The sequence below is a fragment of the Nonomuraea sp. NPDC003214 genome, from assembly GCF_053590035.1.
Window position 1 is genome coordinate 124,890 of sequence record NZ_JBSFSX010000005.1, and the last position, 25,852, is coordinate 150,741.

Below are 25,852 nucleotides of genomic sequence, written 5' to 3' on the forward strand. Positions count from 1 at the left end.
CGATGCGTATGTGATATTGAAACTGTGACACATTCCGCATGGACATACTTCACTCAGCGGAGTATGGGAGGAGCGGGGGCGCAACACAAAACGCCGCACCCCCCGTCAGAGGGTGCGGCGTCGCGCTGAAGCCTTACTTGGCCAGGGCCGCGGCCTGCTTGGCGATCGCGGACTTGCGGTTGGCGGCCTGGTTCTTGTGGATGACGCCCTTGCTGACCGCCTTGTCGAGCTGGCGGGCGGCGACCCGCTGGAGCGCCGCGGCCTGCTCGACGTCACCCTGCTCGGCAGCCTCGCGGAACTTGCGGACCGCCGTCTTCAGGGAGGACTTGACCGCCTTGTTGCGCAGGCGGGCCTTCTCGTTCTGCCTGTTGCGCTTGATCTGGGACTTGATGTTCGCCACGAAGAAGCCTCGGTGAAAGTCTTAGGTGATGGATGAAGCGCGCGGGCTCGAGAGAGGGCGCGCCACACGCAGTTGCCCAGGCTACCAATAACCCAGCTGGCAGCTCAAATCAACGGCGTTCTACGACAGCCAGCGTGTCCGGTATTCCGCCCAGTCCTCCGCCGTCGCCGCGAAGTCCACGTACAGGGCGAGACCGAACCGCTCGCGCGGGCCGTGGCCGGACAGCGCCAGCTTGGCGCCCTCGGCCGCGAGCGCGACGCTCTCGGCCGCGTCGCTCCACGGGACGTCGTGGTCATGATAGGCGGGCGCGCCGACGAACACGTGCTTGGTCTCGGGCACCAGCTCCAGCGCCAGCTCCGCCTGCCTGGCCACGTGACCGCCGTAGAGCGACCGCAGGGGCAGCCCCGAGTCGTACGTCATGACGGCGACCTGGTCGACCCGGTCGGCGACCTCCTGGAAGAAGCCCCGCGACCAGTACTTGTCGTGGGTGAGGAGGGCCCTGGTGGCCAGGCGCATGCCCGGGTACGGCTCGATCTGGGGCGTGGAGGTCGACAGCAGGCGCGTGTGCTTGCGCGTCTCCTCCAGCAGGGCCAGGAAGTCGGTGTCGCCGTCGCCGATCGGCTCGAAGTTGTAGTGGATGCCGTCGTAGCCGGTCCGCATGACGGCGGCGACGCCGGCCAGGACGTTCCGGCGGGAGGCGGGGTCGTCGAGGTCGAGCGCGTCCTCGACGGACTGGCCGAGCCAGGCGGAGACCCGGACACCGGGGAGGTACTTCTTCATCCATTGGACGAAATTTTGGGCGTTGGGGTATTTGGCGGGATCTAGTCGGCCGTCCATCTCGAACGGCCCGGAATGCACGTACACATCCTTGATGCCGGTGGCGCGCAGCCGCGCGGCCAGCTCCCGCACGTCCGCCTCCGTGCGGCGGCCGTCCACCCACATGTGGCCCAGCCACAGGGCGTCGTTACCGGTGCTCTTCGCCCAGCCCGCGGGCTCGCCGGTAAACTGGAGGCGGAACGCTGCGGCCACGACGCCGGTCAGCACCACCACGACGGCCACGACCAGCGCGACCAGGCGCAGGCCGCGGCGGATGACGGCTCGGGAAGTCACCCGGGCATGTCACCATGAAAGACTGCTTGTCCTCAACCCTGTCGAAACGGACTTCGGTGCGCACTCAGCCTGGCCAGACCGACCCCGCGTTGATCCGCAACTTCTGCATCATCGCGCACATCGACCATGGCAAGTCGACCCTTGCCGACCGGATGCTGCAGATCACCGGTGTGGTCGACGACCGTTCCATGCGCGCCCAATACCTCGACCGGATGGACATCGAGCGCGAGCGCGGCATCACCATCAAGTCCCAGGCGGTCCGCCTGCCCTGGGACGGCCACGTGCTCAACATGATCGACACGCCCGGCCACGTCGACTTCACCTACGAGGTGTCGCGCTCGCTCCAGGCGTGCGAGGGCGCGATCCTCCTGGTCGACGCCGCCCAGGGCATCGAGGCGCAGACGCTGGCCAACCTCTACCTGGCCATGAACGCCGACCTGCACATCATCCCGGTGCTCAACAAGATCGACCTGCCGGCGGCCCAGCCGGAGAAGTTCGCCGAGGAGCTGGCCGGCCTCATCGGCTGCGACCCCTCCGACGTGCTGCGCGTCTCCGGCAAGACCGGCGTGGGCGTGCGCGAGCTGCTCGACCACGTCGTCGCCACCGTGCCCGCCCCCGTCGGCGACGCCGACGCGGCCGCCCGGGCGCTGATCTTCGACTCGGTCTACGACACCTACCGGGGCGTCGTCACGTACGTCCGCGTCATCGACGGGCACCTGGGCAAGCGCGAGCGCATCCTCATGATGTCCACCAGCGCCACCCACGAGACGCTGGAGATCGGCGTCATCTCGCCCGAGCCCAAGCCGTCCGAGCCCGGCCTCGGCGTCGGCGAGGTGGGCTACCTGATCACCGGCGTGAAGGACGTACGCCAGTCCCGCGTCGGCGACACCGTCACCACGGCCGTCAAGCCCGCCCGCGAGATGCTCGAAGGCTACGAGCACCCCAAGCCGATGGTGTTCTCCGGCCTCTACCCGATCGACGGCGACGAGTACCCGGAGCTGCGCGAGGCGCTCGACAAGCTCCAGCTCAACGACGCCGCGCTCGTCTACGAGCCCGAGACGTCGGCCGCGCTCGGCTTCGGCTTCCGCGTCGGCTTCCTCGGCCTGCTCCACATGGAGATCGTCCGCGAGCGGCTGGAGCGGGAGTTCGGCCTGTCGCTGATCTCCACCGCGCCCAACGTCGTCTACCGCGTCGTCATGGAGGACGGCACGGAGCTGACCGTCACCAACCCCTCGGAGTTCCCCACCGGCGGCAAGATCGCCCAGGTCTTCGAGCCGGTCACCAAGTCCACCATCCTGGCTCCCGCCGAGTTCATCGGCGCGATCATGGAGATCTGCCAGGGGCGGCGCGGGCAGCTCCAGGGCATGGACTACCTGTCGGAGGACCGCGTCGAGATCCGCTACACGCTGCCGCTCGGCGAGATCATCTTCGACTTCTTCGACCAGCTCAAGTCGCGCACCCGCGGCTACGCCTCGCTCGACTACGAGCCCGCCGGCGAGCAGGAGGCCGAGCTCGTCAAGGTCGACATCCTGCTCCAGGGCGAGGCGGTCGACGCCTTCAGCGCCATCGTGCACAAGGACAAGGCCTACGCCTACGGGGTCGACATGGCCAAGAAGCTGCGCGAGCTCATCCCCAGGCAGCAGTTCGAGGTGCCGATCCAGGCCGCCATCGGCGCCCGCGTCATCGCGCGTGAAAACATCCGCGCCATCCGCAAGGACGTCCTGGCCAAGTGCTACGGCGGCGACATCTCCCGTAAGCGCAAGCTGCTGGAGAAGCAGAAGGAAGGCAAGAAGCGGATGAAGATGGTGGGCCGCGTCGAGGTGCCCCAGGAGGCGTTCGTCGCCGCGCTGTCCACCGACTCCGGCGGCGACAAGACCAAGAAGTGACGCCCGGCTCCCGCTGAGGAGCCGGGCGGTTCAGCGCGCCCGCAGCACGTACGCGGCCAGCACCGCCGCGCCCGTCACCGCCTGCGCCACCAGCGTGGCCGTGAGCGTGGCGGGCGCGAACACCAGCGCGTTCACCAGCGGCAGCGTGCCGATCAGCGCCAGGTCCGGCCCGGTCGCCGCCCAGAACACCGGGCCCAGCGGGATCGCCCCCGACCCCGTGTCGAGGATGGGCAGCGAGTGGTCGACCGGCCGCCTCCTGGCCATGCGCAGCGCCGCCGCCGCCAGCGCGGGCGCCATCAGCGGGCCCATCAGCCACCACGCGCCCACCGGCGGCAGCGCGCCCGCAAGCGAAAGGCCCGCCAGGGCCAGCGCCGCCCACACGCCGCTCGTCAGCGCGGGCAGCAGCGCCCTCGCCAGCAGCGCCGGGCGGCGGCCCACGCCGAGCAGCCGGGCCAGGGCCGGGTTGTCGCCGTCCCTGCGCGCCCCCGACACGCCCGCCGCCGCCACCGCGAGCGCCCCGCCGAGCACCGCCGCGCCCGCCACCGCACCGGCCCCCGCCAGCGCCAGCAGCGCCGGGAGCGCCGCCGCCGCGAACGTCGCGGCCAGCCGCCACGGCCGCCTGGCCGTCCGCAGCCAGTCCTGCCACGCCAGCGCGAGCGGCGCCGGCAGCGACGGCCAGCGGACCGAGCGCAGCCGCCTGGCGCGCCAGTGGTTGTCCTCCGCCATCCAGGTCAGCGCCCCGGTGTCGAGGCTCACGGCCGCCGTCGCCAGGTGCCCGGCGCGGGCCGAGGAGGTCAGCAGCGCCGCCGCCGGGATCCGGTCCGCCCGCGCCCACGCGCGCCCCACCAGGAGCGCCGAGGCCAGCGCCGCCACGGCCGCCACCGCGGCGACCGCCCCGAGCGGCGCCACCGCCACCGCCTCGACCACCCCGCGGAACGGCGCCTCCGCACCGGCCCCCACGGCCGCGGTTGTGCCTGCGGCCGTGCCGGTTACGGCGGCGGTCGTGAGGGAGGCGCGGGCCGTGTCCACGGCGGCGACCGCCGCAGTCACGAGAAGCGCCACCACGACGGCCGTCAGCCAGAGGTGCCACGTGTGAGAGGTCTGAGCCAGTACGGCGAGCGCCATCCCGCCCGCCGTCGCCGAGACCCCGACGACCATCGCCGCCACGAGCCGCCACACCAAATGGTCCGGCGCCCCCACGAGCGCCAGCAGCGCCAGCCCCAGCACCCCGCCCGTCACCAGCGCCACCACGGCCAGCACCCGCAGGGGACGCCCGAGCACCGCGCGCCGGTCCAGCGGCGACATCACCAGCCAGCCCGCGTCGGACCCGCTCAACGCCACCGGCCCCACCGCCCGGGCCAGCGCCAGCCCGCCGGCCAGCGCCACCAGGGTGACCGCCACGCCCGGCGCCACCCCGGCGAGGTCCGCCGGACCCCGCAGCCCCGCCACGGCGTCGGCGACCGGCCTGCCGAGCACGGCCACGGCGATCGCCGTCATGATCAGGCTCGCGTACCGGTCCAGCGCGCCGACCGGCGTGCGGCGGCGGCGCGCGCGCACGAACGCCCGCACTTCACGCACGGCCGTCACCGGGCCACCTCACCGGTGGGAGAAGCGGCGGGAGAGGCGCCGGGAGAGGCGGTGGACGAGGCGGCGGGAGAGGCGGTGGACGAGGCGGCGGGTGAGACGGCGCGGCCACGGGCGGCGAGGGCCGCGTCGTGGGTCGCCATCACCACCGTGCCGCCCTCGCCCGTGTACGCCTCCAGGAGCCCGGCCAGCCGCTCGCGGAAAGCCGCGTCCAGGCCGCGCTCGGGCTCGTCCAGCAGGAGCAGGTCGCTGGGCCTGAGCAGCGCGGCGGCCAGGGAGAGGCGCTGGCGCTGCCCGGTGGACAGGTTCAGCGGCGGCGCGTCGGCGCGCACCTCCAGCCCGAACACCGAAAGCGCCTCCGCGACCGTCATGCGCGGCCCTGCGTGCACGGTCAGCATCAGCTCCAGGTGCTCGCGGGCCGTCAGCCCCGGGTACCAGGCGGGCTCGTCGGCCGCCAGCGCCACCCGGCGCCAGAAGGCGGGCTCGTCGGCCGGTGGCGTGCCGAAGACCTCCACGGTCCCTTCGGTGGCGGGTTGCAGCCCCGCCAGGCAGCGCAGCAGCGTGGACTTCCCCGCCCCGTTGGGGCCGACGACGGAGACGGTCTCTCCCCGGCTGACGGTGAGGTCCATGCCCTGGATGACCGGGTTGCCGCCCAGGTCCACGGTCAGATCGCGGACATGAATGATCTTGTTGGACACCGTTCGAGTCTATGGCGCGGCACCCGCCGCCGCTGTGCCGCCGTCGTCCCCGGCGGAATTGTCGGTGGCGGTGGCTAGCTTGTTCACCCGAACACTTGTGCGACTGGAGGGTGACATGATCGCTGCTGAGCGCTTTGAGCGTGCCGCGGTTCTGGGGGTGGCCGTGGCGGAGGAGACGCGGCGGCTCCTCCGGCTCCACCTGACGCCCGCCGCCGTGGGGGAGGACGGCAAGGTGGTCGTCGACGTCCCCTACCCGGACGCGGCGGTGGTGACGGCGCTGCTCGACGTGGCGGCCGACTGCTTCGGCGAGCGGGGCGACTCGGTCGAGGAGGTGCGCCAGGCCGCGCTGCGCACCCTCTTACAGCTCGCCGACCTCGACGACACCTCCCGCCTCAACGCCCCCCGTTAGCCGATCGCCGGAGGGGGCCGGTCCGGGTTACCGTCGGGCATGCGCGTTTTGTCAGTAAATGTCGGCACTGCCGTCGACGCGGAGTGGGCGGGCAAGCTCAAGCGCACCGCCATCGACAAGAGGCCGGTCACCCACCGGGTGGAGGTGCGCGCCGGCGGCCTGGCCGGTGACGAGCGCGCCGACCGGGAGCACCACGGCGCCCCGGGCCACGCCGTCTACGCCTATGCCCGTGAGGACTACGACTGGTGGGAGGCCGAGCTGGGCCGCGAGCTGCGCGACGGCCGCTTCGGCGAGAACCTCACCGTGTCCGGCGTCGACGTCAACGGCGCCCTCATCGGCGAGCAGTGGCGGGTCGGCACCGCGCTGCTGGAGGTGACGGGGCCGCGGGTGCCGTGCGTGGTGTTCCGCAACTGGCTCGACGAGCCCGCCTGGGTCAGGCGCTTCACCGAGGCGCGGCGCACGGGCGCGTACCTGAGGGTGGTGGAGCCGGGGGAGCTGGGCGCGGGCGACGCCGTGGACGTGGTGTCCAGGCCCGGCGGGAGCGTCACGGTGGCCGAGTCGTTCCTGGCCTACCACGGTGACGAGGAGCTGCTGCGCCGCATCCTGGCCCTGCCCGGTTACGACCCGCGCTGGGACCGGGTGGCCGTACGGGTGCTGGGGGTCGTGTCCTGAGGAGCCTCGCGCGGACGTGGGCGCGTTTCACGTCCGCGCGAGGAGCACATCTCCTCCTACGGCCCCGCCGACTGAGCCTTGGTGCGGTTCAGGGCGGGTTCGCGGGTGGGGTGGGGGAGCGCCGGGTCGGGTGGTGGGGCGCTCCCCCGAGGGTGCTGTCTCACTTGAGGACCCTGTAGAGGGCCGTGGTGAGGGAGGCGCGGGAGTCGTCCTGGTCGATGGACCACATCATGGCGCCGCCGAGGCGCTTGAGGCGGATGTAGGCCGCCTTCTGCGTCAGCACCACCGGGTCGTCGTACGACCAGAACTCGTTGCCGTCGTAGAGCCAGACGGCACCGGTGCGCAGGTCGCGATGACGCTTGCCGGGCTTGTTGACCAGGTCCTTGTAGTCCTCGGCGCCGGCGGCCCACTTGCCGGGGGCGGGGCCGGTGGCAGGCTTGTAGAGGCCGTTGCCGCCGTCGGTGACGCCGGTCCAGCCGAGGCCGTAGGCGGGGACGCCGATGACGAGCTTGCGGGCGGGGGCGCCGCGCGAGAGGTAGTCGCGGACGGTCTGGTCGACGCTGTAGCGGGGGTCGTTGGGGTCGCGGCGGTCGGTGAGGAGGTTGCTCTGGTGGCCGGTGCGGTTCTCCCAGCTGCCGCGCAGGTCGTACCCCTGGACGGTGGCGAAGTCGAGCTGGCGGAACACGCGCCGCACCTCGAAGCCGGCGTCGATCTTGGCGGCGGCGGCGGGGAGGAAGGCGGTGAGCTGGGCGTCCCGCGAGAACGCGCGGAGCTGCGAGCGGAGCTCCTCGACGAAGAGGGTGAAGTTCTGCTTGTCCTCGGGCCGGATGATGTTGCCGTCGGCGCCGGAGGAGCCGGGCCACTCCCAGTCGAGGTCGATGCCGTCGAAGACGCCCGCTCCGGCGCCGGGCTCCAGGCCGGGCAGGTTGCCGCGCAGCCACAGGTCGATGCACGACTGGGCGAGCTTGGTGCGCGATTCGGCGGTGAGGACGGCGTCGGAGAAGTACTTGGAGCCGGTCCAGCCGCCGAGCGAGATGAGCGCCTTGAGCCCTGGGTGCTTGGCCTTGAGCTTGCGGAGCTGGTTGAGGTTGCCGTTGAGGGCCTGGCCGGGCTCGTCGGCGACGCCGTCGACGCTCTGCTCGGCCGGCACCGGGCGCTGCCAGTCGGCCCACGGGTCCGCGGAGTAACAGGCGCCTTCGGCGTTGACGAAGCCGAACGCGTAGTTGACGTGCGTGAGCTTGGCGGCGGCGCCGCTGACGTCCATGTCCTTGACGTGATAGTTGCGCCCGTAGACGCCCCATTGGATGAAGTACGCGACCCGCTTGTAGCGGTCGTGTTCCGCCTGGGCGGGCACGGCGATCGCGGTGAGGGCGACTAAGAGCGACGAGAGAGCGATGAGGATTCTCTTCACGGGGGGCGCCTCCCGGGGCACGCAACTTATAGGAAACTTTCCTATAAGTTGTCCCGGATCGTAGGGCCAGGGGATCAGGCAGTCAATGGCAGCGGGCACACTGGAGACGTGCCATCGACGCTGCCAGACGGAGACCCCGCGCCCGCCTCGGGCGAGCTGCCCGAGAGCGCCCTGCGGGGGCTCGGCGAGCGCCCGTTCGGCTTCTACGTGCACGTGCCGTTCTGTGTGACCCGCTGCGGCTACTGCGACTTCAACACCTACACCGCCGCCGAGCTGGGCCCCGGCGCCTCGCGCGCCGACTACGCGGCCACGGTGGTGGAGGAGATCCGGCTCGCCCGCCGCGTGCTCGGTGACGCCGAACTGCCCGTCGAGACGGTGTTCTTCGGCGGCGGCACGCCCACGCTGCTACCCGCCGAGGACCTGTCGAGGATCCTGGCGGCCATCGGCGCGGAGTTCGGCCTGGCGCCCGGGGCCGAGGTGACGACCGAGGCGAACCCCGAGTCCGTCGACCCGAAATACCTGGACAGACTCCGGGAAGGCGGCTTCAACCGGGTCAGCTTCGGCATGCAGAGCGCCCGCGACCACGTCCTGCGCGTGCTCGACCGCCAGCACACCCCCGGCCGGGCCGGGCAGGCGGTGCTGGAGGCCAGGAAGGCCGGGTTCGACCACGTCAACCTGGACCTGATCTACAGCACGCCGGGGGAGAGCGACGACGACTGGCGCGCCTCGCTGGCCGCCGCCGTCGAGGCCGAGCCCGACCACGTGTCGGCCTACTCGCTGATCGTCGAGGACGGCACCCGCCTGGCCGCCCGCATCCGGCGCGGCGAGCTGCCGATGCCCGACGACGACGTGGCCGCCGACCGCTACGTGATCGCCGACGAGATGCTGGCCGCGGCCGGGTTCCGCTGGTACGAGGTGTCCAACTGGGCGACCTCCGACGACGCCCGGTGCCGCCACAACCTGCTCTACTGGACCGGCGGCGACTGGTGGGCCGCAGGGCCCGGCGCCCACAGCCACGTCGGCGGCACCCGCTGGTGGAACGTCAAGCACCCCGCCCCCTACGCGCAGCGCCTGGCGGAGGGCCTGTCGCCCGCGCACGCCCGCGAGGAGCTCACCGGCGAGGACCGGGCGACCGAACGCCTCATGCTGGAGCTCCGGCTCGCGTCCGGCTACCCGCTGGCCGACGTGCCGCCCACCGGCCGCACCCACGTCGCCGCCGCGCTGGCCGACGGGCTCCTGGAGCCGGAGGCGTTCAAAGCCGGCCGCATGGTGCTCACCCTCCGGGGCCGCCTGCTCGCCGACGCCCTGGTCCGCGACATCCTGAGCTGATCAGGCCGCCGCGCTCACGGGGCCTCGGTGACGAAGTCGATCAGCTCCTCGACCCGGCCGAGCAGCTCGGGCTCCAGATCGGCGTAGGTCGAGACGGAGCCGAGGATGCGCCGCCAGGCGTCGGCCGGCTCGGCGCGCCAGCCCAGGGCAGCGATCACGCCCTCCTTCCACGGCACCCCGCGCGGCACGTCCGGCCAGGCCGCGATGCCCACGGCCGACGGCTTGACCGCCTGCCAGATGTCCACGTACGGGTGCCCGACCACGAGCACGTGCGGCGAGGTGACCTGGGCGGCGATGCGGCTCTCCTTGGAGCCCGGCACCAGATGGTCGACCAGCACGCCCAGCCGCCGCCCCGGCTCGGGCGCGAACTCCTCGACGATCGCCGGCAGGTCGTCGACGCCCTCCAGGTACTCGACGACCACGCCCTCGACCCGCAGGTCGTGACCCCAGATCTTCTCCACCAGGGCGGCGTCGTGCACGCCCTCGACGTAGATGCGGCTCTCGCGGGCCACCCTGGCCCGCAGCCCCTCCACGGCGATCGAGCCCGAGGCGCTGCGCCGGGGCGCCCGGGGAGCGGCGGCCTGGGGCCGCACGAGCGTCACGACCTTGCCCTCCAGCAGGAACGCGGCGGGCGCGAGCGGGAACAGCCGGCGCCTGCCGAAGCGGTCCTCCAGCGTGACGGCCTCCTTGTCGCAGGCCACCACCGCGCCGCAGAAGCCGCTGTCGGCGTCCTCCACCACCAGGTCCGGCTCGGCCGGCACCTGCGGGATCTTGCCCTTGCCCGGGCGCCGCCAGTTTCCCGCGAGAACATCACCGTCGTACACACCGGGGACCGTAGCAAATCACCCGCCCGCCGCGAGGCGCTTGCGGTGCCCGCCGCGGCGTACCACGACCACGATCGTCACGAAGGCCGCCGCGAGCACGCCGATCGCGGCCACGATCGCGGCCACCGCCGCGCCGCCCACGACCCCGGCCGCCGCGCCGAGCACGCCCGTGCCGATGCCGAACCTGGCGTCCGACTGCTGCTGGGTGGCGCAGGTGACCTGGTACTGGCCCGCCGACGGCGCGTTGACCAGCGCGATCTGCTCCCAGCGGGTGCCGTCGACGGTGAGCGTGGTCGTACTGGAAGGCGCGATGAGCGTGGCGCCGCCGGAGATCTGGCAGTCGTAGCTGACCGGGCCGTCGGAGGCGAGGTAGAGGGCGGGGCCGTCGGCGGGGTCGAGCGTGGCCGCTACCGTCTCGCCGGCGGCGAACGTGCGGCTCGGCGCCACGTTCGCCACCGTGCTGAACAGGCTGCTGACGAACAGCGCCCCGGCGGCCAGCACGCACACGGCGGCCACGCCCCACGCGACGCCGATCCACCGCAGCCGGGGCCGGATCGCCTTCGGGTCCACCCGCTGCCCGTACGGAGGCGGGAACTGCTGCCCGTACGGGGGCGGCGGCGGGGCGAAGTAGGGCTGCTGACCAGGGGGAGGGGGCGGATACTGGTGGTGGGTCCCCGGCTGCGGCCCCGGCGGAGGCGGCGGGCCGTACGGCGAATTGTCCGTCATGGCGGCAAGTGTGAGGCTTGGCATTCGGCTTGTCATCGGGCCCCCGGCGTTATCGCACCTTGTGGGTGAGAGCCGTACACTTGGCACTCGGGAACACAGAGTGCTAGACCTGGCGTTTCCCCTAAAGGCAGCGGTAGGAGGTGCGCACGTGCTCGACGATCGTAAACTCGCGGTGCTCCGCGCCATTGTCGAAGACTACGTGTCGACCAACGAACCCGTCGGCTCGAAGGCGCTCGCCGAGCGCCACAACCTCAAGGTCTCCCCGGCGACGGTCCGCAACGACATGGCCGCGCTGGAGGAGGAGGGCTACATCACCCAGCCGCACACCAGCGCGGGCCGAGTGCCGACGGACAAGGGTTATCGCCTGTTCGTCGACAGGCTCTCGCAGGTCAAGCCGCTCTCCGGAGCGGAGCGCCGGGCGATCGAGACCTTCCTGGCGGGCGCGGTCGACCTCGACGACGTGGTGACCCGCACGGTGCGGCTGCTCGCGCAGCTCACCAGGCAGGTCGCCGTCGTGCAGTATCCGACCCTGACCCGTTCCACGGTCCGGCACGTCGAGCTGGTCCCGCTCGCCGAGCGGCGGGTCATGCTCGTCCTGATCACCAACACCGGCCGCGTCGAGCAGCGCGTGATCGAGCTGCCCGAGGTGGTGGAGGACACCCGCATCGCGCACCTGCGCGCGGTGCTCAACGCCTGTCTCGACGGCTGCGGCCTGGCCAGCGTGCCGGAGCTGGTGTCCGACCTGCCCGAGCGGCTGCCGGTCGAGGACCGGCCGGTGGTGGCGACGATCCTGTCGGTCCTGCTCGAAACGCTCGTCGAGCGGCACGACGAGAAGATCGTGTTCGCCGGCGCGGCCAACCTGGCCGGCGCCGACTTCAGCGTCGGCCTGCGCGACGTGCTGGAGGCGCTGGAGGAACAGGTCGTGCTCATGCGGCTGCTCGGCGAGACAACCACAGACACCCCGTCCGCTCTCACCGTGCGCATCGGTTCCGAGAACGCCTATACCGGACTGCGGGGCACGTCCATCGTCGCCACGGGATACGGTCAAGGCGACAACCAACTGGCCCGGCTCGGCGTGCTGGGCCCCACGAGGATGGACTACCCCGTGACGATGGGCGCCGTACGCGCGGTGGCACGCTACGTCAGCCAGATCCTGGCTGCATCTTAAGAGGTCGATAAGTGGCAAACAGCGACTACTACGCCACCCTCGGGGTGCGCCGTGACGCCAGTCAGGACGAGATCAAGAAGGCCTACCGCCGGCTGGCCCGCGAGCTGCACCCTGACGTGAATCCCGATCCCGCCACCCAGGAGCGGTTCAAGGAGATCACGCAGGCCTACGAGGTGCTGTCCGACCCGAGCAAGCGCCAGATGTACGACCTCGGCGGCGACCCGTTCGGCGGCGGCGGCGCGGGTGCGGGCGCCGGCGGGTTCGGCGCCGGGTTCCCGTTCAGCGACATCATGGACGCCTTCTTCGGCACCGCCGGCGGCACGCGCGGGCCCCGCTCGCGCGCCAGGCGCGGCCGCAACGCGACCATCCGGGTCGAGCTCGACCTGCGCGAGACCGCGTTCGGCACCACCCGCGAGCTCGTCGTCGACACGGCCGTCACCTGTGAGGTGTGCCAGGGCGCCGGCACCGCCCAGGGCACCCACCCCGACACCTGCGACATGTGCAACGGGCGCGGCGAGATCTCCCAGGTCACCCGCTCGTTCCTGGGCCAGGTCATGACCTCGCGGCCGTGCCCGCAGTGCGGCGGCTTCGGCAGCATCATCCGCCACCCGTGCCAGGAGTGCTCCGGCGACGGCCGGGTGCGCACCCGGCGCACGATCAAGGTCCGGATCCCGGCCGGCGTCGAGGACGGCACCCACATCCAGCTCGCCGGCGAGGGCGAGGTCGGCCCCGGCGGTGGCCCGCCCGGCGACCTGTTCCTGGAGATCGCCGAGAAGCCGCACGAGATCTTCGAGCGGCGCGGCGACGACCTGCACTGCACGGTCCAGATCCCGATGACGGCGGCCGCGCTCGGCACCATCCTGTCCGTCGAGACGCTCGACGGCCCGGAGGAGGTCGACGTGCGGCCCGGCACCCAGTCCGGTCAGGTCATCACCATGTACGGGCGCGGCGTCCAGCGGCTCAACGAGTCGGGCCGCGGCGACCTGCTCATCCACGTCAACGTCGAGACGCCCGGCCGCCTCGACCCGGCCCAGGAGGAGCTGCTGCGCGAGCTGGCCAAGCTGCGCGGCGAGGAGCGCCCGCCCGGCAAGTTCGCGCCGGGGCAGCAGGGGTTCTTCTCACGGCTGCGCGACGCGTTCAACGGCCGCTGAGGCCGCCGTCAGGAGCTCCTCCGGCAGCGCCACCCGGGCGGTCACCCCGGAGCGGGGCGTCTCGTGCAGCCACACCCGCACGCCGAGCCGCTCCGCCAGCCGGCCCACCACGTGGTGGCCGAGGCAGCGGTCGGGCGCGGCCAGGAAGCTCTCCTCGCCCCTGAGCCGGGCGTTGGCCGCGGCCAGCTCGGCGGGCGTCATGCCGACGCCGTGATCGGTGATCGTGATGCGGCACTCGCCCTCGTCGGCGCGCGCCCAGATCTCCACCTCGGCGTCGGGCGGCGAGAACGCCAGCGCGTTCTCCACCAGCTCGGCCAGCAGGTGCGCCACCTCGGCCACGACGGCCCCGCGCACCAGCGGGCCGTCCAGCACCCGCAGCGTCACCCGGTGATGGCCCTCCATCTCCGCCAGCGTCATCCGCACCACGTCGGCCACCGGGACCGGCTCCGACGAGCGGCGCGCCGCCCGCTTGCCCGCCAGCACCAGCAGGCTCTCGGCGTTCCTGCGCAGCCGCCCGGTCAACCGGTCGAGCTCGCACAGCCGCGCCAGCGCCGCCGGGTCGGACTCGTGCCGCTGCAGCACGCCGACCGCGCCGAGCTGACGGTGCACCAGGTCGCGGTTGCGCCGCCCCAGCTCGGCCAGCGCCTCCGCGGTGCCCTCGCGCAGCGCCGTCCGCTGGGCGGCCAGCCGCGCCGCCGTCGCGTGCATGCCGCCGACGGCCCACGCCACCTCGGTGAACGCGTCGGCCCGCGCCCTGCCGGGGCCCGCCTCCCGTACGCCGGACTCCAGCTCGGCCGCGTGGTCGCGCAGGATGGCCGCCTCCGTGGCCAGGTTGCGCAGCGGGCGCAGGACCGAGCGCACGACCAGCGCCCCCAGCGCGAGCAGCACCAGCGTCAGCGCGGCGCCGGAGGACGCCAGCGTCACCAGGCGGCGCGTCTCGCGCTCCACGGCGGCCACGGCGGCCGCGCGGGCCTGACCGCCCGCCACCCGCTGGGCGGCCCTCAGCGCGTCCGTACGGGCCTCCGTGGCGCTCTCCCATGCCCGGGGCCCCGCCGTCACCGCCGTGCCCGAGGCGCTCGCCACGGCCTCCTGCTCCAGCGCGGCCACCCGGGCCACCGGTCCGGCCCGCAGCGCCCGGTCCAGCGCCGCCGCGCCCGTCCGCCCGGCCATCCGCCCGTAGCGGGCCAGGGCGTCGTCCGCCACGGCCCCGGCCCGCAGGAACGCCGCGTAGTCGGCCGCCGCGAACCCGCCCGCCGCCAGCGCCCCCGTCACCAGCGCGCGCTGCTGCGCGGCGGCCTCCTTGCCCCGCGCCAGCGCCTCCAGCGGCCCCGCCCGGTGCGAGGCCGCCAGCACGGCCGCGATCGTCGTCGTATAGGCGGTGAACACCGTCAGATGCCGGGGCCGCGCCCCCACCTCCCCCGGCACGGCCGCCGCCCCCGGCACGGCGCTCCCGGTTGAGCCCGGCACGACGGTCCCGGCCGCGCCCGGCACCGCGCCTTCGGCAGCTCCTGGGACGGCGGTTCCGGTTTCCCCGGGGACGGCGGTTGCGGTCGCTCCGGGGACGGCGGCCGTGCCGGGGGCGGTGGTTCCGGCGGCGCCCGGCACGGCGGCTCCGGTCGCCCCGGGGACGGCGCCCTCGGCTGTCCCGGCGGCGTTCCCGGCGTTCCCGGCGTTCTCCCCGGCCGCGCGGATCTCGGCCAGGGTGCCGGGCCCGGGAAGCGACTCGCGTACGCGCCCGGCTCCGGCGCGGCCGCTGAGCAGCGGGGCGAGGGCGCCGTCGGTGGCGCGGCGGGCGGCGGCGAGGTCGGCGGTGAAGCGCTCCTCACCGGCCGCGCGGCCCGCGGCGAGGGTGCGTTCGCGCTGGAGGGCGTGGACCAGGTCCTCGGCGGCGAGCGCCACGTCCACCTGGCGGACGCCGGACGCGGCCTCGGCACGGGCCGCGGCGAGGTCCGCGACGCCGGCTCCCGTCGCCGCGATGAGCAGCAGCGCCGGCACGGCCGGCAGCAGGAACAGGCGCGCCCTCAGGGGCAGCCCGCGGGCGGGGGACATGGTCATCGCGCTGGGCCCTCGTAAAGTGACGTCAGGAAAGTGCGAGTGCACGTGACACGATATTGCGTCGCGTGTTCGCTTGACTGCGTGACGTGAAGAATCTGGAGTGCGACACGGTGACGGTTCCGGTGTTCCTCGCGGCGGATCTGAGCGGGTCCGAGCTGGTGCTCGACGGCCCCGAAGGGCGGCACGCGGCGTCGGTGCGGCGGCTGCGCGAGGGTGAGCGGGTCGACCTGACCGACGGCGCGGGCGCGGTGGCCGAGTGCGTGGTGCGCGAGGTGCTGAAGGACGCGCTGCGGCTGGACGTGCTGGCCCGCCACGAGGTGCCCGCGCCGCGGCCCCGGCTGGTCGTGGTGCAGGGCCTGCCCAAGGGCGACCGGGGCGAGCTGGCCGTGGAGATGATGACCGAGGCGGGAGTCGACGTGATCGTGCCGTGGGCCGCCTCGCGCAGCATCACGCAGTGGAAGGGCGATCGGGCCGCCAAGGCGCTGGGCCGGTGGCGGTCCACGGCGCGGGAGGCGGGCAAGCAGGCACGCCGGTTCCACCTGCCGGAGGTGGCCGAGCCCGCCACGACGGCCCGCGTCGAGGCGCTGCTGGCAGGCGCGGCGCTGGGGCTGGTGCTGCACGAGGAGGCGGCCGAGCCGCTGTCACGGGTGGCGCTGCCGGCGGGCGGCGACATCGTCGTCGTGGTGGGCCCGGAGGGCGGCGTGTCGGAGGACGAGCTGGCGCGCTTCGAGGCGGCCAAGGCGGTGCCGGTGCTGCTGGGGCCGACGGTGCTGCGCACCTCGACGGCGGGCGTGGCGGCGGCGGCCGTGCTGCTGGCACGCTCCGGCCGCTGGTAGCGTCCCGGCGGGCCATCCGCCTGGGGCGCCTGGGGGCGTCAGGGGAGCGGGGGCGGGGTGGCGAGCAGCGGGCTGGGCGCGTCCGACGCGGTCGGCGCCGGGTCGCCCGGCGGGCACTCCTCGGCGGGGCAGGGCGCCTCGGGCGCGGCGGTCTCCGAGATCGACGGGTCCGGCGAGGGGGAGGGCGTGATCTCCGGGCAGTCGGCGGGCGGCTCCGCCTGCTCCTCCGCGGCCGTCGGGCACGGCGTCGTGCTGGGCTCGGAGCTGGGGGAGGGGGAGGGCTTGCTGGTCGACCTGGCCGTCTCCGGCGGCTGCGGCGAGGGCGGCGGCGTGGACGGGTCGGGGACGACGACCGCCGGCGGGTCCTGCCGTACGGTGGCCTTCGGCTCGGCGGGCCGGCTGGTCGACGACTTGGCCGGCGGGGTGGCGCTGGAGGTGGCCTCGACCTCCTGGACGGGCACCCGCTCGATCACCTGGTTGCGCAGCTCGGGGACCACCATCACGATCGTGGCGGCGACCAGGACGGCGCTGGCCGCGGCGGCGCCCACCCGCCACCAGATGAGGTTGCGCGCCCCGCGCCGCTCGATCCGGGCGCGGATGATCTCCAGCCCGTCCGGCGAGGGCACGACCGCGTCCGCCTCCGCGTGGAGCGCACGGCGCAGGGCGTCGCCGTGCTCGTCGGGGGGCTGGGTCATGACATCTTCTCCAGGACGGATCGCAAGGCGGCCATGCCACGCGCCGTGTGGCTCTTGACCGCGCCCTTGCTGATGCCCATGGCGTGGGCGATCTCAGCCTCGGACAGATCACCGTAGTAACGAAGGACCAGTGCCTCTCTCTGACGGGTGGGCAGGGCTCGCAGCGCCTCGATCACGGCGGAGCGTTCGAGCTCGCCGATCGCGCCGTTCTCGGCGCTCGGCGCGTCGGGCAGGCCCTTCGGCGCGTATTTCTCGACGACCGCGCGGTGACGCAGCACGGAACGGGACCGGTTGACGACGGACTGACGCAGGTAGGCGAGTGCTTTGTCGGGGTCACGCAGTCTGCGCCAGGCGCCGTGGATGGCGACGAACGCGTCCTGCACGACTTCCTCCGCGGTTGCCATGTCGCGCACCAGCAACACAGCGAGACGTACCAATGACCGAAAGTGCGCGCTGTACAGCGCGGTCACGGCCATGTCGGCGTCCCACCCGACCGGCACCGCCCCCATGGACCTGTCGGCCAGGAGGGTTTCGGTGGTCACTTCAGTGGGACGCGCGGCCTTGCCTGAGGGTTTACGCTCTTCCGGTTCCTTAGGGGGCATGACCCAGTCGTGTCCTCGCCAGGTGGCCTCGCCCGACCCTGAATCGTCTTTTTTCCTTGAAGTGTCGCACACACACCCTAACCGCGTTGATCTTCGGACGCCACGCGGGAAGCGGTCACCGATTCGCAACGCCGATCAGGCGATGTCCCGTGTCGGTAAGGTGATCGGGTGACCGACTGCCTCTTCTGCAAGATCGTGGCCAGGGAGATCAAGGCCGAGATCGTCCTGGAGACCGAGCGGGCGCTGGCCTTCCGCGACATCAACCCGCAGGCGCCCACCCACGTGCTCGTCGTCCCGAAGGCGCACCACGCCGACGCGGCGGCCCTGGCCGAGGCCGACGACGGGCTGGCCGACGACGTGCTCAAGGCCGCGCACGCGGTGGCCGTGCAGGAGGGCGTCGCGCCCGGCGGTTACCGGATCGTGTTCAACACCGGGGCCGGCGCCGGGCAGACCGTCTTCCACGTGCACGCGCACGTGCTGGGCGGGCGTGACCTGACCTGGCCGCCGGGGTGATATTGGCATGAGCGATCGGCCTGGTCCCGGCTACCATGGGGGCACAAGCAATGCCAAGGAGACCGGGAGGCATCAGGCCGCTGGCCTGCCCATGTCCGAACTACACGAATCCCGACGAACGGCACCTCCCTCGCGCACTCAAGCCAAGGTGCTGATTCCGGACGAATACCCGATGGTCAGCCTCCTGGGCTCACGTGACGAGCTGCTGCGCGTCATCGAGGGCGCCTTCAAGGCCGACATCCACGTGCGCGGGAACGAGATCACCGTCACCGGCAGCCCCGACGAGAGCGGCACCGTGGTGCGGCTGTTCGAGGAGCTGGTCGAGGTGCTGCGCAGCGGCGGCGAGCTCACCCCCGACGCGGTCGAGCGGAGCATCGCCATGCTCCGCATGACCTCCGACCGCCCGGCCGAGGTGCTGTCGCTCGACATCCTCTCCTCGCGCGGGCGGACCATCAGGCCCAAGACGGTCAACCAGAAGCGCTACGTCGACGCGATCGACAAGCACACGATCGTCTTCGGCATCGGCCCCGCCGGCACCGGCAAGACCTACCTCGCGATGGCCAAGGCCGTGCGCGCGCTCCAGGAGAAGCGGGTCAACCGCATCATCCTGACCCGCCCCGCGGTCGAGGCCGGCGAGCGGCTCGGCTTCCTGCCCGGCACCCTCTACGAGAAGATCGATCCCTACCTGCGGCCGCTCTACGACGCGCTGCACGACATGGTCGACCCCGACTCGATCCCCAAGCTGATGGCCGCGGGCACGATCGAGGTCGCGCCGCTGGCCTACATGCGCGGCCGCACGCTCAACGACGCCTTCATCATCCTCGACGAGGCCCAGAACTCCTCGGCCGAGCAGATGAAGATGTTCCTGACCCGGCTCGGCTTCAACTCCAAGATCGTGGTGACGGGTGACGTCACCCAGGTCGACCTGCCCTCGGGCACGGTCAGCGGCCTGCGGGTGGTGCAGGAGATCCTCGAGGGCATCCCCGACATCCACTTCGCCCGGCTGACCAGCTCCGACGTGGTCCGCCACAAGCTGGTGAGCGAGATCGTCGACGCCTACGGGCGCTACGACGCACTCCAGGAGCCGAAGCAGATCCAGCAGCAGCGGGGAAAGCGCCGATGAGCATCGAGATCAACAACGAGTCCGGCGTCGGCGTCGACGAGGAGACCCTCGTCGCGCTGGCCGGCCACGTGCTCGCCGAGATGGGCATCAACCCGCTGGCCGAGCTCTCGATCGTGGTCGTCGACGAGGACGCCATGGCCGAGCTGCACGAGAAGTGGATGGGCGAGCCCGGCCCGACCGACGTGCTCGCCTTCCCGATGGACGAGCTGCGTCCCGGCGGCGGCGCGCGCGGCGACGGCGAGAGCCCCGCCGACCCGGCGCTGCTGGGCGACGTGGTGCTCTGCCCGCAGGTGGCGGCCCGGCAGGCCGAGGAGGCCGGCCACAGCGCCCAGGCCGAGCTCGAGCTGCTGTGCACCCACGGAATCCTCCACCTGATGGGCTACGACCACGCCGAGCCCGAGGAGCACAAGGAGATGTTCGGGCTGCAGGCCCGGCTGCTCGAAGCCTGGCGGGAGGTGCGCGACTCCCGGTGAACGCCTGGTTGCCGTTGGCCATCGTCCTCGTCGTGGTCGGTGGCCTCATCGCCAGCGCGGAAACGGCGTTGACGCGCATCTCCCGGGTGCGCGCCGAGGAGGCCGTGCGAGACCGCAGGCGCGGCGCCGACCGGCTGCACGCGATCGTCTCCGACGCGCCGCGCTACCTCAACCTGCTGCTCCTGCTCCGGCTGAGCTGCGAGCTGGTCGCGACGGTGATCGCGACGCTGCTGTTCATCGACCTCATGCACGACCAGGGCTGGGCGTACGTCTCCGCCGCGGCCGTGATGATCGTGGTGAGCTACGTGATCGTCGGCGTCATGCCGCGCACCCTGGGCCGCCAGCACGCCGAGCCGATCGCGCTGGCCAGCGCCCCGATCGTCTACGGGCTGACGAAGATCTTCGGGCCGCTGCCCAAGCTGCTCATCCTGCTGGGCAACGCGCTGACGCCCGGCAAGGGGTTCCGTGACGGGCCGTTCACGTCCGAGGCGGAGCTGCGTGACCTGGTCGACCTGGCCGAGGAGCGCCGGGTCATCGAGCCCGACGAGCGCGAGATGATCCACTCGGTGTTCGAGCTGGGCGACACGCTGGTGCGTGAGGTCATGGTGCCGCGCACCGACATGGTCTACATCGAGCGGGGCAAGACGCTCAGCCAGGCGCTGTCGCTGGCGCTGCGCAGCGGCTTCTCCCGCATCCCGGTGGCCGGCGAGAACGAGGACGACGTCATCGGCATCGCCTACCTCAAGGACATCACCCGCCGGGTGCACGAGTCGGGCGCCGACCGCGGGCACGAGCGCATCGAGTCGATCATGCGCCCGGCCACGTACGTGCCCGAGAGCAAGCCGATCGACCAGCTCCTGCGCGAGATGCAGGCCAAGCAGACCCATCTGGCCATCGTCATCGACGAGTACGGCGGCACGGCCGGCCTGGTCACGATCGAGGACGTGCTGGAGGAGATCGTCGGCGAGATCACCGACGAGTACGACCAGGAGGCGCCCCGGGTCGAGCCGATGCCCGGCGGGGCGCTGCGGGTGACGGCCCGGATGCCGGTCGACGAGCTGGCCGAGCTGTTCGACACCGAGATCGAGGTCGACGACGTCGAGACGGTGGGCGGGCTGCTGGCCCACGCGCTGGGCCGGGTGCCGATCGCCGGCTCCCAGGCCGAGGTGGCGGGGCTCAGGCTGACGGCCGAGAGCCTGGCCGGGCGGCGCAACCGGATCAGCACCGTGGTCGTGCGGCGGGTGCTGCCGCTGGGCGACGACGTGGTCCCTGCCCGCGCCGAGCACGACTGACCGGCGGGTCCAGGTTGTCGCAAGCGTTCTACAAGTCTTCTGCAAGCGCCGTCCGCCAGTCTTTCTCTCGACACCCTGTGCGGTGGGTGTCACGAGGGGGGCTTCCGAGCGCCGGGTGGGGTTCGCGGCGGGAGGAAGGCTTCCGGGGGGACGGCAACGTCTCGATCAGCTAGCCGATCGTGACGTTGTTCGGCGTAAAGGGTGTTCTCGTCCGAACAGGACGGGAGCACCCTTTTTGCGTTTGATCCTTTGTTGGTAGTAGCGGTGGATTGCCGTAATTGCCGACCGGGGAGGCTGCCGGTCGGAGGGAATCATGAAACGCGGACAGCGGATCATCGCCTGCGGGCTCCTTGCCGGTGCCCTGACAGGCTGCGGAGACGGCGGCCTCGTCCAAGGGGTCGACGTACAGGCCCTGGCCCAGATGCGGGAGGTTCTCAAGAAGGAGCCGCGGCTGCCCGAGGGCTTCTCGCCCCGGCCCGAGCAGGCGTGGCGGGCGCCGTTCACCCCGGCCGACCGCAACTGCCGGGCCGTGCTCGACGCGGCCGGTGGGCGGGCGCCCGCGCAGGAGCTGACCGCGCAGGCCGCGGCCAGCTATCAGGGCGACGAGCTCGGCGAGCAGGTCGGCGTCGGCCTGGCCCGCTACACCGGCGCCGCCGCCGAACAGCACCTGGCCGAACTGACCCGAGCCCTGGAGGCGTGCCGAGCGGTGCGCCAGGGCACCGGCACCCACCTGCGCACCACGCTGGTGCCGGTCGGGAAGGTGGCCGACGAGGCGGTGGGCGGCGAGCTGCGCGGACGGCTGAACGGCTATCCCTACACGCTCGACGTCGTGCTCGCCCGCTCGGGCGACACGCTGGTCTCGCTGGTGCACACGAGCATGGCCGAGGTGGACCCGCAGCGCACGCGGCAGCTCCTCGACGCGGTGATGCGGATGGCCAGCGCCTAATCTGGTCCTCGTGACTCTCGATCCCGAAGACAGCAAGATCATCACCCTGGCCCGGTCGTCCCGGGCGCGCAACGGCTCCGCCCAGGGCGCCGCCGTACGCGACGAGACCGGCCGCACCTACGCGGCCACCGACGTCGCGCTCACCTCGCTCACCCTGTCGGCGGTGCAGGTGGCCGTGGCGACGGCCGTCTCCAGCGGCGCGCGGTCGCTGGAGGCCGTGGCGCTGGTCACCGACGGCGACGGGCCGAGCGCCGCCGACGAGGCCGCCGCCCGCGAGCTCGGCGTCAAGACCATCCTCGTGGCCGGCCCGGACGGCACGCTGCGCGACGGCACGCCCGGCGGAGCCTGACATGCCGATGTCGCCGTTCCTGGCCGACCTGCGCGCCAAGGTCGGCTCCCAGCTCCTCATGCTGCCGTCGGTCAACGGCTGCGTGTTCGACGAGAGCGGCAGGCTGCTGGTGGCACGACACGGCGACGTCGGCCTCTGGGCCACCCCGGGCGGCGGCGTCGACCCCGACGAGCGGCCCGAGGACGCCGTCGTGCGCGAGCTGCGCGAGGAGCTCGGCATCGAGGTCCGCGTACGCGCCCTCATCGGCGCCCACGGCGGCCCCGACTTCCGCGTCCTCTACCCCAACGGGCACCAGGTCGCGTACGTGATCATCACGTACGCCTGCGCCATCGTCTCCGGCACGCCCACCCCCGACGGGGACGAGATCACCGACGCCCGCTGGGTCACCGAGCCGGAGCTGGCCGGGCTCAGGATGACCGCGTGGAGCCCCCACGTGCTGCCCCAGGTCTTCGCCTGGTGGCGTGACCAGGCCGGTCGATGAGCCAGAATGCACTATGTGACTTCGCCAGACAACCATCGCGCCGGATTCGCCTGCTTCGTGGGGAGGCCGAACGTCGGCAAGTCCACGCTGATGAACGCCCTGGTCGGCACGAAGGTGGCGATCACCTCGTCCAAGCCGCAGACCACCCGCCGCGCCATCCGCGGCATCGTGCACCGGCCCGAGGCCCAGATCGTCATCGTCGACACGCCCGGCCTGCACCGCCCGCGCACGCTGCTCGGTGAGCGGCTCGACAGCCTCGTGCTGTCCACGCTCACCGAGGTCGACGTGATCGGGTTCTGCGTGCCGGCCAACGAGCCGATCGGCAAGGGCGACCGGTTCATCGCCGACAAGCTCGCCGCCGTCAAGAACACGCCCGTCGTGGCCGTGGTCACCAAGTGCGACCTGGCGAGCCGCGACCAGATCGCCGCGCAGCTCCTCGCGGTGTCGGAGATCGCGGAGTTCGCGGCGGTCGTCCCGGTGTCGGCGCAGTCGGGCGAGCAGCTCGACGTGCTCGGCGACGTGCTCATCGAGCACCTGCCCGAGTCGCCGCCGCTGTACGAGGACGGGCAGCTCACCGACGAGCCCGAGCAGGTGCTCGTGGGCGAGCTCATCCGGGAGGCGTCCCTCGAAGGCGTCCGCGACGAGCTGCCCCACTCCATCGCCGTCGTCGTCGACGAGATGCTGCCGCGCGAGGGGCGCGACGACCTGCTCGACATCTACGCCCACCTGTTCGTCGAGCGGCCGTCGCAGAAGGCCATCGTCATCGGCCACAAGGGCGAGCGGCTGCGCGAGGTCGGCACCGCGGCCCGCAAGCAGATCGAGGCCCTGCTCGGCACCCGCGTCTATCTCGACCTGCGCATCAGCGTGCTCAAGGACTGGCAGCGCGACCCCAAGCAGCTGCGCCGCCTGGGCTTCTACGACTGACGGGTGGCGGCCGGGGACCGGCGGAACAGCGCCAGGACGGCCAGCACCACCACCGCCAGCGACGCGCCCAGCGCGGCGAACCAGCCGTAGCGGATGACCGGCTCGATCGACAGGAAGCCCAGGTCGATCGAGACCCGGTCGGGCAGGCCGGCCGAGCCGGTCACGAACAGCACCAGCACGACCGCCGCCAGCGCGCCCGGCAGCGCGGCCAGCGCCGCGACGCGCGGGCGGCCGATCAGCCCGGCCAGCCCGCAGCCCGCCGCCGCCAGCCCGGCCAGCAGCGTCCACACGCCGGAGGCGTCGTCGATGCCGCGCACGTCGCGTGACAGCCCGGCGCCGACCAGGTCGCTCGTCGCCTGCGTCCCGGCCCAGGGCAGGACGACGCAGAAGATCAGCAGGCCGCCCGCGAGCATGACGGCGAAGGCGTGGAGTCTCCCGGCGGGTGACGGTGTGAGATGGTCGGCCACCCGATCACCATAAGCCGATCGTGCCGCCGCCACCACCGTCCGCGACGCGCCAACCGTGTGTCCGCGGCGTGCGGCCGGGCGCGCGGCGAGGTCAGGAGTGGCGCCAGGTCTTGGCCTGGTCCTTCACCCAGGCGGAGACCTCCGCCGCGGTGGGATCCTGCCTGATCGAGGTGAACACCACCGGGCCGCCGCCCCGGACCGCCGCCGCGTCGCGGGCCATCGCCTCCAGGTCGGCGCCCACCAGCGGGGCCAGGTCCGTCTTGTTGACGACGAGCAGGTCGGCCTGGGTGACGCCGGGGCCGCCCTTGCGCGGCACCCGGTCGCCGCCCGCCGCGTCCAGGACGAAGATCTGCCGGTCGGCCAGCTTCCGGCCGAACGTCGCCGCCAGGCTGTCGCCGCCGCTCTCCACCAGCACCAGGTCCAGCGGCCCGAACCGCTCCTCCAGCGTCTCCACCGCGTCGAGGTTGGCGGCGAGGTCGTCGCGGATCGCGGTGTGCGGCAGGCCGCCGGTCTCCACGGCCAGGATACGCTCGGGGTCGAGGACGTCCGCGCCGCGCAGGAAGTCGGCGTCGTCGGTGGTGCGGACGTCGTTCGTGACGACGGCGAGCTGCAGGGCCGGGCCGAGCGTCCGGCACAGGGCCGCCACCAGGGCCGTCTTGCCGCTCCCCACCGGTCCGCCGATCCCCAGGCGCAGTGCGCGCCCGTGGCCGTCGGGGGTGTGGTGACGATCGCGGAGGTTGGCGCCCATGGGTGGGTTCCTTCCTGTCGGGAGGTGAAGAGCCTGACGTGGGGCCTGTGCGTACCGTGCTGCGAGGAGAGCCGAGGCGTGGGCGCGGCGTCGGAGAGGCGGTGCGCGTCCACGTCGGCATCCGGCTCCTCCCACGAGGGCGGGTGACCGGGGAGGGACAGCCATCCTCCGGGGACGGCCCCGCGGGCGGGACGTCCCTCACATCTGGAGTTTCCCTCCGAAACGCGGCACCGTCCAGGGGCGGCGCCCCCAAGATCAGCCCGTCAAGATCAGCCCGCCACCCACGCCCGCGCCGAGCGGACGATCTTCTCCAGGTCGCCGCTGTGCGCGCCGTGCCAGTAGACCTGGCCGCACACCCGGCACCGGCCGTAGGCGTCGTAGCTGCGGCGGGTGCCGTCACGCAGCACCGGCTCCACCTCCCGCTTGGCCACCGCCTCCAGCTCCCCGTTGCAGGCCGTGCAGCGCGTCCACGGCCGCAGCGGCGGCGCGAACCGCTCCAGCAGGTCGCGGAGCTGGTCGGGCGCCCGCGTGCCGCGCACGTACGCGCCCAGCCACAGCGCGCGGCGGCGCAGCAGGCCGCGGTCCTGGGTGAGCAGCACCCGCCGCTCCGCGTTCGCCTGTGCCACCAGCGACGGGTCGTCCATGTCGTTGTGGTAGGCCGTGTCGATGCCCAGCAGGCGCAGCCGCCTGGCCAGCGTGCCCAGGTGCACGTCCAGCAGGAAGCGCGGCTCGCCCGGCAGCGGCTGCGGGCGGGGCACCCCGAGCACGTCCACGACGTCGCCGGGGCGCGGCTGGTAGGACGGCGGCACGCCCACGCCGCCGACCGTCATCGGGCCCACCTCCGTCAGCGGGATGCCGGCCGACTCCACGTGGTGACCCAGCGTCGAGGAGCCGTCGGGGGTGATCGGCTGTGCCTCCCGCCGGCGGCTCGCGGGCAGGAACATCAGCAACTCCGGCGCGATGCGAAGAAGCGCGTCCAT

At 72.8% G+C, this 25,852-nt stretch carries 28 protein-coding genes; 15 read left to right on the forward strand and 13 right to left on the reverse strand.

Translation table 11 applies throughout. The annotated features are described in order from the left end of the window. Window positions 1-133 precede the first annotated feature (133 nt). Window positions 134-400: a 30S ribosomal protein S20 gene (gene rpsT / locus ACWDXC_RS16355; RefSeq protein ID WP_049574879.1), complete on the reverse strand. Its 267-nt coding sequence runs from the start codon at window positions 398-400 to the stop codon at window positions 134-136. 120 nt (window positions 401-520) lie between these two features. Further along, a complete protein-coding gene (locus ACWDXC_RS16360; RefSeq protein ID WP_449982279.1) occupies window positions 521-1,510 on the reverse strand; it encodes a hypothetical protein in 990 nt (329 codons plus the stop codon). A 14-nt stretch (window positions 1,511-1,524) separates the two neighbouring features. Here ACWDXC_RS16360 and lepA point away from each other — a divergent pair, with 14 nt between their 5' ends. Beyond that, complete coding sequence (gene lepA, locus ACWDXC_RS16365; protein WP_449982282.1) at window positions 1,525-3,396, forward strand: translation elongation factor 4; 1,872 nt, start codon at window positions 1,525-1,527, stop codon at window positions 3,394-3,396. A 30-nt stretch (window positions 3,397-3,426) separates the two neighbouring features. Here the strand turns inward: lepA and ACWDXC_RS16370 are convergent, their stop codons facing one another. Next, window positions 3,427-4,983: a DUF6297 family protein gene (locus ACWDXC_RS16370; RefSeq protein WP_449982284.1), complete on the reverse strand. Its 1,557-nt coding sequence runs from the start codon at window positions 4,981-4,983 to the stop codon at window positions 3,427-3,429. Continuing rightward, window positions 4,980-5,678 carry a heme ABC exporter ATP-binding protein CcmA gene (ccmA, locus tag ACWDXC_RS16375; RefSeq protein WP_449982287.1) on the reverse strand — a complete coding sequence of 233 codons (699 nt, stop codon included), beginning with the start codon at window positions 5,676-5,678 and terminating at the stop codon, window positions 4,980-4,982. Before ccmA ends, ACWDXC_RS16370 begins: the two co-directional genes overlap by 4 nt. 115 nt (window positions 5,679-5,793) lie before the next feature. On the opposite strand from ccmA, the gene ACWDXC_RS16380 reads away from it, so the two are divergent. Both ACWDXC_RS16380 and ACWDXC_RS16385 read left to right on the forward strand, forming a co-directional pair. Further along, the gene (locus tag ACWDXC_RS16380; RefSeq protein WP_449982290.1) at window positions 5,794-6,087 is read left to right on the forward strand and encodes a hypothetical protein; all 294 of its coding nucleotides are present in this window, start codon (window positions 5,794-5,796) and stop codon (window positions 6,085-6,087) included. A 39-nt stretch (window positions 6,088-6,126) separates the two neighbouring features. Beyond that, the gene (locus tag ACWDXC_RS16385; RefSeq protein ID WP_449982293.1) at window positions 6,127-6,759 is read left to right on the forward strand and encodes an MOSC domain-containing protein; all 633 of its coding nucleotides are present in this window, start codon (window positions 6,127-6,129) and stop codon (window positions 6,757-6,759) included. Between the two features lie 160 nt (window positions 6,760-6,919). Here ACWDXC_RS16385 and ACWDXC_RS16390 read toward each other — a convergent pair whose 3' ends face one another. Continuing rightward, window positions 6,920-8,170: a glycoside hydrolase family 18 protein gene (locus ACWDXC_RS16390; RefSeq protein WP_449982296.1), complete on the reverse strand. Its 1,251-nt coding sequence runs from the start codon at window positions 8,168-8,170 to the stop codon at window positions 6,920-6,922. Window positions 8,171-8,278: 108 nt separating this feature from the next. Between ACWDXC_RS16390 and hemW the strand changes: the two genes are divergently transcribed. Continuing rightward, window positions 8,279-9,499 carry a radical SAM family heme chaperone HemW gene (gene hemW / locus ACWDXC_RS16395; protein WP_449982299.1) on the forward strand — a complete coding sequence of 407 codons (1,221 nt, stop codon included), beginning with the start codon at window positions 8,279-8,281 and terminating at the stop codon, window positions 9,497-9,499. A 14-nt stretch (window positions 9,500-9,513) separates the two neighbouring features. Here the strand turns inward: hemW and ACWDXC_RS16400 are convergent, their stop codons facing one another. Both ACWDXC_RS16400 and ACWDXC_RS16405 read right to left on the reverse strand, forming a co-directional pair. Then, the gene (locus ACWDXC_RS16400; RefSeq protein WP_449982302.1) at window positions 9,514-10,323 is read right to left on the reverse strand and encodes a DUF3097 domain-containing protein; all 810 of its coding nucleotides are present in this window, start codon (window positions 10,321-10,323) and stop codon (window positions 9,514-9,516) included. An 18-nt stretch (window positions 10,324-10,341) separates the two neighbouring features. Then, window positions 10,342-11,049: a hypothetical protein gene (locus ACWDXC_RS16405; RefSeq protein WP_449982305.1), complete on the reverse strand. Its 708-nt coding sequence runs from the start codon at window positions 11,047-11,049 to the stop codon at window positions 10,342-10,344. 148 nt (window positions 11,050-11,197) lie between these two features. Between ACWDXC_RS16405 and hrcA the strand changes: the two genes are divergently transcribed. Beyond that, window positions 11,198-12,217, forward strand: coding sequence for a heat-inducible transcriptional repressor HrcA (gene hrcA / locus ACWDXC_RS16410; protein WP_219507505.1), 1,020 nt, complete (start codon window positions 11,198-11,200; stop codon window positions 12,215-12,217). Between the two features lie 11 nt (window positions 12,218-12,228). Beyond that, on the forward strand, window positions 12,229-13,368 hold the full coding sequence (dnaJ, locus tag ACWDXC_RS16415; protein ID WP_219507506.1) for a molecular chaperone DnaJ: 1,140 nt from the start codon (window positions 12,229-12,231) through the stop codon (window positions 13,366-13,368). Here dnaJ and ACWDXC_RS16420 read toward each other — a convergent pair. After that, window positions 13,336-15,423 (reverse strand): nitrate- and nitrite sensing domain-containing protein, encoded by a 2,088-nt coding sequence (locus ACWDXC_RS16420; RefSeq protein ID WP_449982309.1) that lies wholly within the window; start codon window positions 15,421-15,423, stop codon window positions 13,336-13,338. The genes dnaJ and ACWDXC_RS16420 overlap by 33 nt on opposite strands. A gap of 110 nt (window positions 15,424-15,533) precedes the next feature. Between ACWDXC_RS16420 and ACWDXC_RS16425 the strand changes: the two genes are divergently transcribed. After that, window positions 15,534-16,259, forward strand: coding sequence for a 16S rRNA (uracil(1498)-N(3))-methyltransferase (locus ACWDXC_RS16425; RefSeq protein ID WP_449983432.1), 726 nt, complete (start codon window positions 15,534-15,536; stop codon window positions 16,257-16,259). Window positions 16,260-16,297: 38 nt separating this feature from the next. Here ACWDXC_RS16425 and ACWDXC_RS16430 read toward each other — a convergent pair whose 3' ends face one another. Both ACWDXC_RS16430 and ACWDXC_RS16435 read right to left on the reverse strand, forming a co-directional pair. Continuing rightward, on the reverse strand, window positions 16,298-16,954 hold the full coding sequence (locus ACWDXC_RS16430) for a hypothetical protein (protein ID WP_449982312.1): 657 nt from the start codon (window positions 16,952-16,954) through the stop codon (window positions 16,298-16,300). After that, the gene (locus tag ACWDXC_RS16435; RefSeq protein ID WP_049573205.1) at window positions 16,951-17,463 is read right to left on the reverse strand and encodes a SigE family RNA polymerase sigma factor; all 513 of its coding nucleotides are present in this window, start codon (window positions 17,461-17,463) and stop codon (window positions 16,951-16,953) included. Before ACWDXC_RS16435 ends, ACWDXC_RS16430 begins: the two co-directional genes overlap by 4 nt. A 261-nt stretch (window positions 17,464-17,724) precedes the next feature. Here ACWDXC_RS16435 and ACWDXC_RS16440 point away from each other — a divergent pair, with 261 nt between their 5' ends. The 8 genes from ACWDXC_RS16440 to era all read left to right on the forward strand — a co-directional run bounded on the left by ACWDXC_RS16440 (window position 17,725) and on the right by era (window position 23,657). Then, window positions 17,725-18,069, forward strand: coding sequence for a histidine triad nucleotide-binding protein (locus ACWDXC_RS16440; protein WP_364175244.1), 345 nt, complete (start codon window positions 17,725-17,727; stop codon window positions 18,067-18,069). A gap of 91 nt (window positions 18,070-18,160) precedes the next feature. Further along, window positions 18,161-19,192, forward strand: coding sequence for a PhoH family protein (locus tag ACWDXC_RS16445; protein WP_219507511.1), 1,032 nt, complete (start codon window positions 18,161-18,163; stop codon window positions 19,190-19,192). Next, window positions 19,189-19,665 carry an rRNA maturation RNase YbeY gene (ybeY, locus tag ACWDXC_RS16450; RefSeq protein WP_219507512.1) on the forward strand — a complete coding sequence of 159 codons (477 nt, stop codon included), beginning with the start codon at window positions 19,189-19,191 and terminating at the stop codon, window positions 19,663-19,665. Before ACWDXC_RS16445 ends, ybeY begins: the two co-directional genes overlap by 4 nt. Then, window positions 19,662-20,957, forward strand: coding sequence for a hemolysin family protein (locus ACWDXC_RS16455; protein WP_449982317.1), 1,296 nt, complete (start codon window positions 19,662-19,664; stop codon window positions 20,955-20,957). Before ybeY ends, ACWDXC_RS16455 begins: the two co-directional genes overlap by 4 nt. Window positions 20,958-21,270: 313 nt before the next feature. Beyond that, window positions 21,271-21,903, forward strand: a complete 633-nt coding sequence (locus ACWDXC_RS16460; RefSeq protein ID WP_219507514.1) for a hypothetical protein — start codon at window positions 21,271-21,273, stop codon at window positions 21,901-21,903. A 10-nt stretch (window positions 21,904-21,913) separates the two neighbouring features. Next, window positions 21,914-22,252, forward strand: coding sequence for a cytidine deaminase (locus tag ACWDXC_RS16465; protein ID WP_219507516.1), 339 nt, complete (start codon window positions 21,914-21,916; stop codon window positions 22,250-22,252). A gap of 1 nt (window position 22,253) precedes the next feature. Continuing rightward, a complete protein-coding gene (locus tag ACWDXC_RS16470) occupies window positions 22,254-22,733 on the forward strand; it encodes an NUDIX domain-containing protein (RefSeq protein WP_449982321.1) in 480 nt (159 codons plus the stop codon). Between the two features lie 15 nt (window positions 22,734-22,748). Beyond that, window positions 22,749-23,657, forward strand: a complete 909-nt coding sequence (era, locus tag ACWDXC_RS16475; protein WP_308125855.1) for a GTPase Era — start codon at window positions 22,749-22,751, stop codon at window positions 23,655-23,657. Here the strand turns inward: era and ACWDXC_RS16480 are convergent. From ACWDXC_RS16480 to ACWDXC_RS16490, 3 genes are all read right to left on the reverse strand, one after another. Further along, window positions 23,648-24,124: a hypothetical protein gene (locus ACWDXC_RS16480; RefSeq protein ID WP_219507520.1), complete on the reverse strand. Its 477-nt coding sequence runs from the start codon at window positions 24,122-24,124 to the stop codon at window positions 23,648-23,650. The genes era and ACWDXC_RS16480 overlap by 10 nt on opposite strands. A gap of 91 nt (window positions 24,125-24,215) precedes the next feature. Next, complete coding sequence (gene ureG / locus ACWDXC_RS16485) at window positions 24,216-24,872, reverse strand: urease accessory protein UreG (RefSeq protein ID WP_449982325.1); 657 nt, start codon at window positions 24,870-24,872, stop codon at window positions 24,216-24,218. Between the two features lie 269 nt (window positions 24,873-25,141). Then, on the reverse strand, window positions 25,142-25,852 hold the full coding sequence (locus ACWDXC_RS16490) for a Mut7-C RNAse domain-containing protein (RefSeq protein WP_449982328.1): 711 nt from the start codon (window positions 25,850-25,852) through the stop codon (window positions 25,142-25,144).

What these genes read in the sequence shown, in the direction of transcription:
- lepA (WP_449982282.1), top strand. Translation starts at nt 1,525, where the DNA reads ATGAAAGACTGCTTGTCCTCAACCCTGTCGAAACGGACTTCGGTGCGC.
- ACWDXC_RS16380 (WP_449982290.1), top strand. Translation starts at nt 5,794, where the DNA reads ATGATCGCTGCTGAGCGCTTTGAGCGTGCCGCGGTTCTGGGGGTGGCC.
- ACWDXC_RS16385 (WP_449982293.1), top strand. Translation starts at nt 6,127, where the DNA reads ATGCGCGTTTTGTCAGTAAATGTCGGCACTGCCGTCGACGCGGAGTGG.
- ACWDXC_RS16405 (WP_449982305.1), bottom strand. Translation starts at nt 11,049, where the DNA reads ATGACGGACAATTCGCCGTACGGCCCGCCGCCTCCGCCGGGGCCGCAG.
- ACWDXC_RS16420 (WP_449982309.1), bottom strand. Translation starts at nt 15,423, where the DNA reads ATGACCATGTCCCCCGCCCGCGGGCTGCCCCTGAGGGCGCGCCTGTTC.
- ACWDXC_RS16430 (WP_449982312.1), bottom strand. Translation starts at nt 16,954, where the DNA reads ATGACCCAGCCCCCCGACGAGCACGGCGACGCCCTGCGCCGTGCGCTC.
- ACWDXC_RS16435 (WP_049573205.1), bottom strand. Translation starts at nt 17,463, where the DNA reads ATGGGGGCGGTGCCGGTCGGGTGGGACGCCGACATGGCCGTGACCGCG.
- ACWDXC_RS16445 (WP_219507511.1), top strand. Translation starts at nt 18,161, where the DNA reads ATGTCCGAACTACACGAATCCCGACGAACGGCACCTCCCTCGCGCACT.
- ybeY (WP_219507512.1), top strand. Translation starts at nt 19,189, where the DNA reads ATGAGCATCGAGATCAACAACGAGTCCGGCGTCGGCGTCGACGAGGAG.
- ACWDXC_RS16460 (WP_219507514.1), top strand. Translation starts at nt 21,271, where the DNA reads ATGAAACGCGGACAGCGGATCATCGCCTGCGGGCTCCTTGCCGGTGCC.
- ACWDXC_RS16470 (WP_449982321.1), top strand. Translation starts at nt 22,254, where the DNA reads ATGCCGATGTCGCCGTTCCTGGCCGACCTGCGCGCCAAGGTCGGCTCC.
- ureG (WP_449982325.1), bottom strand. Translation starts at nt 24,872, where the DNA reads ATGGGCGCCAACCTCCGCGATCGTCACCACACCCCCGACGGCCACGGG.
- ACWDXC_RS16490 (WP_449982328.1), bottom strand. Translation starts at nt 25,852, where the DNA reads ATGGACGCGCTTCTTCGCATCGCGCCGGAGTTGCTGATGTTCCTGCCC.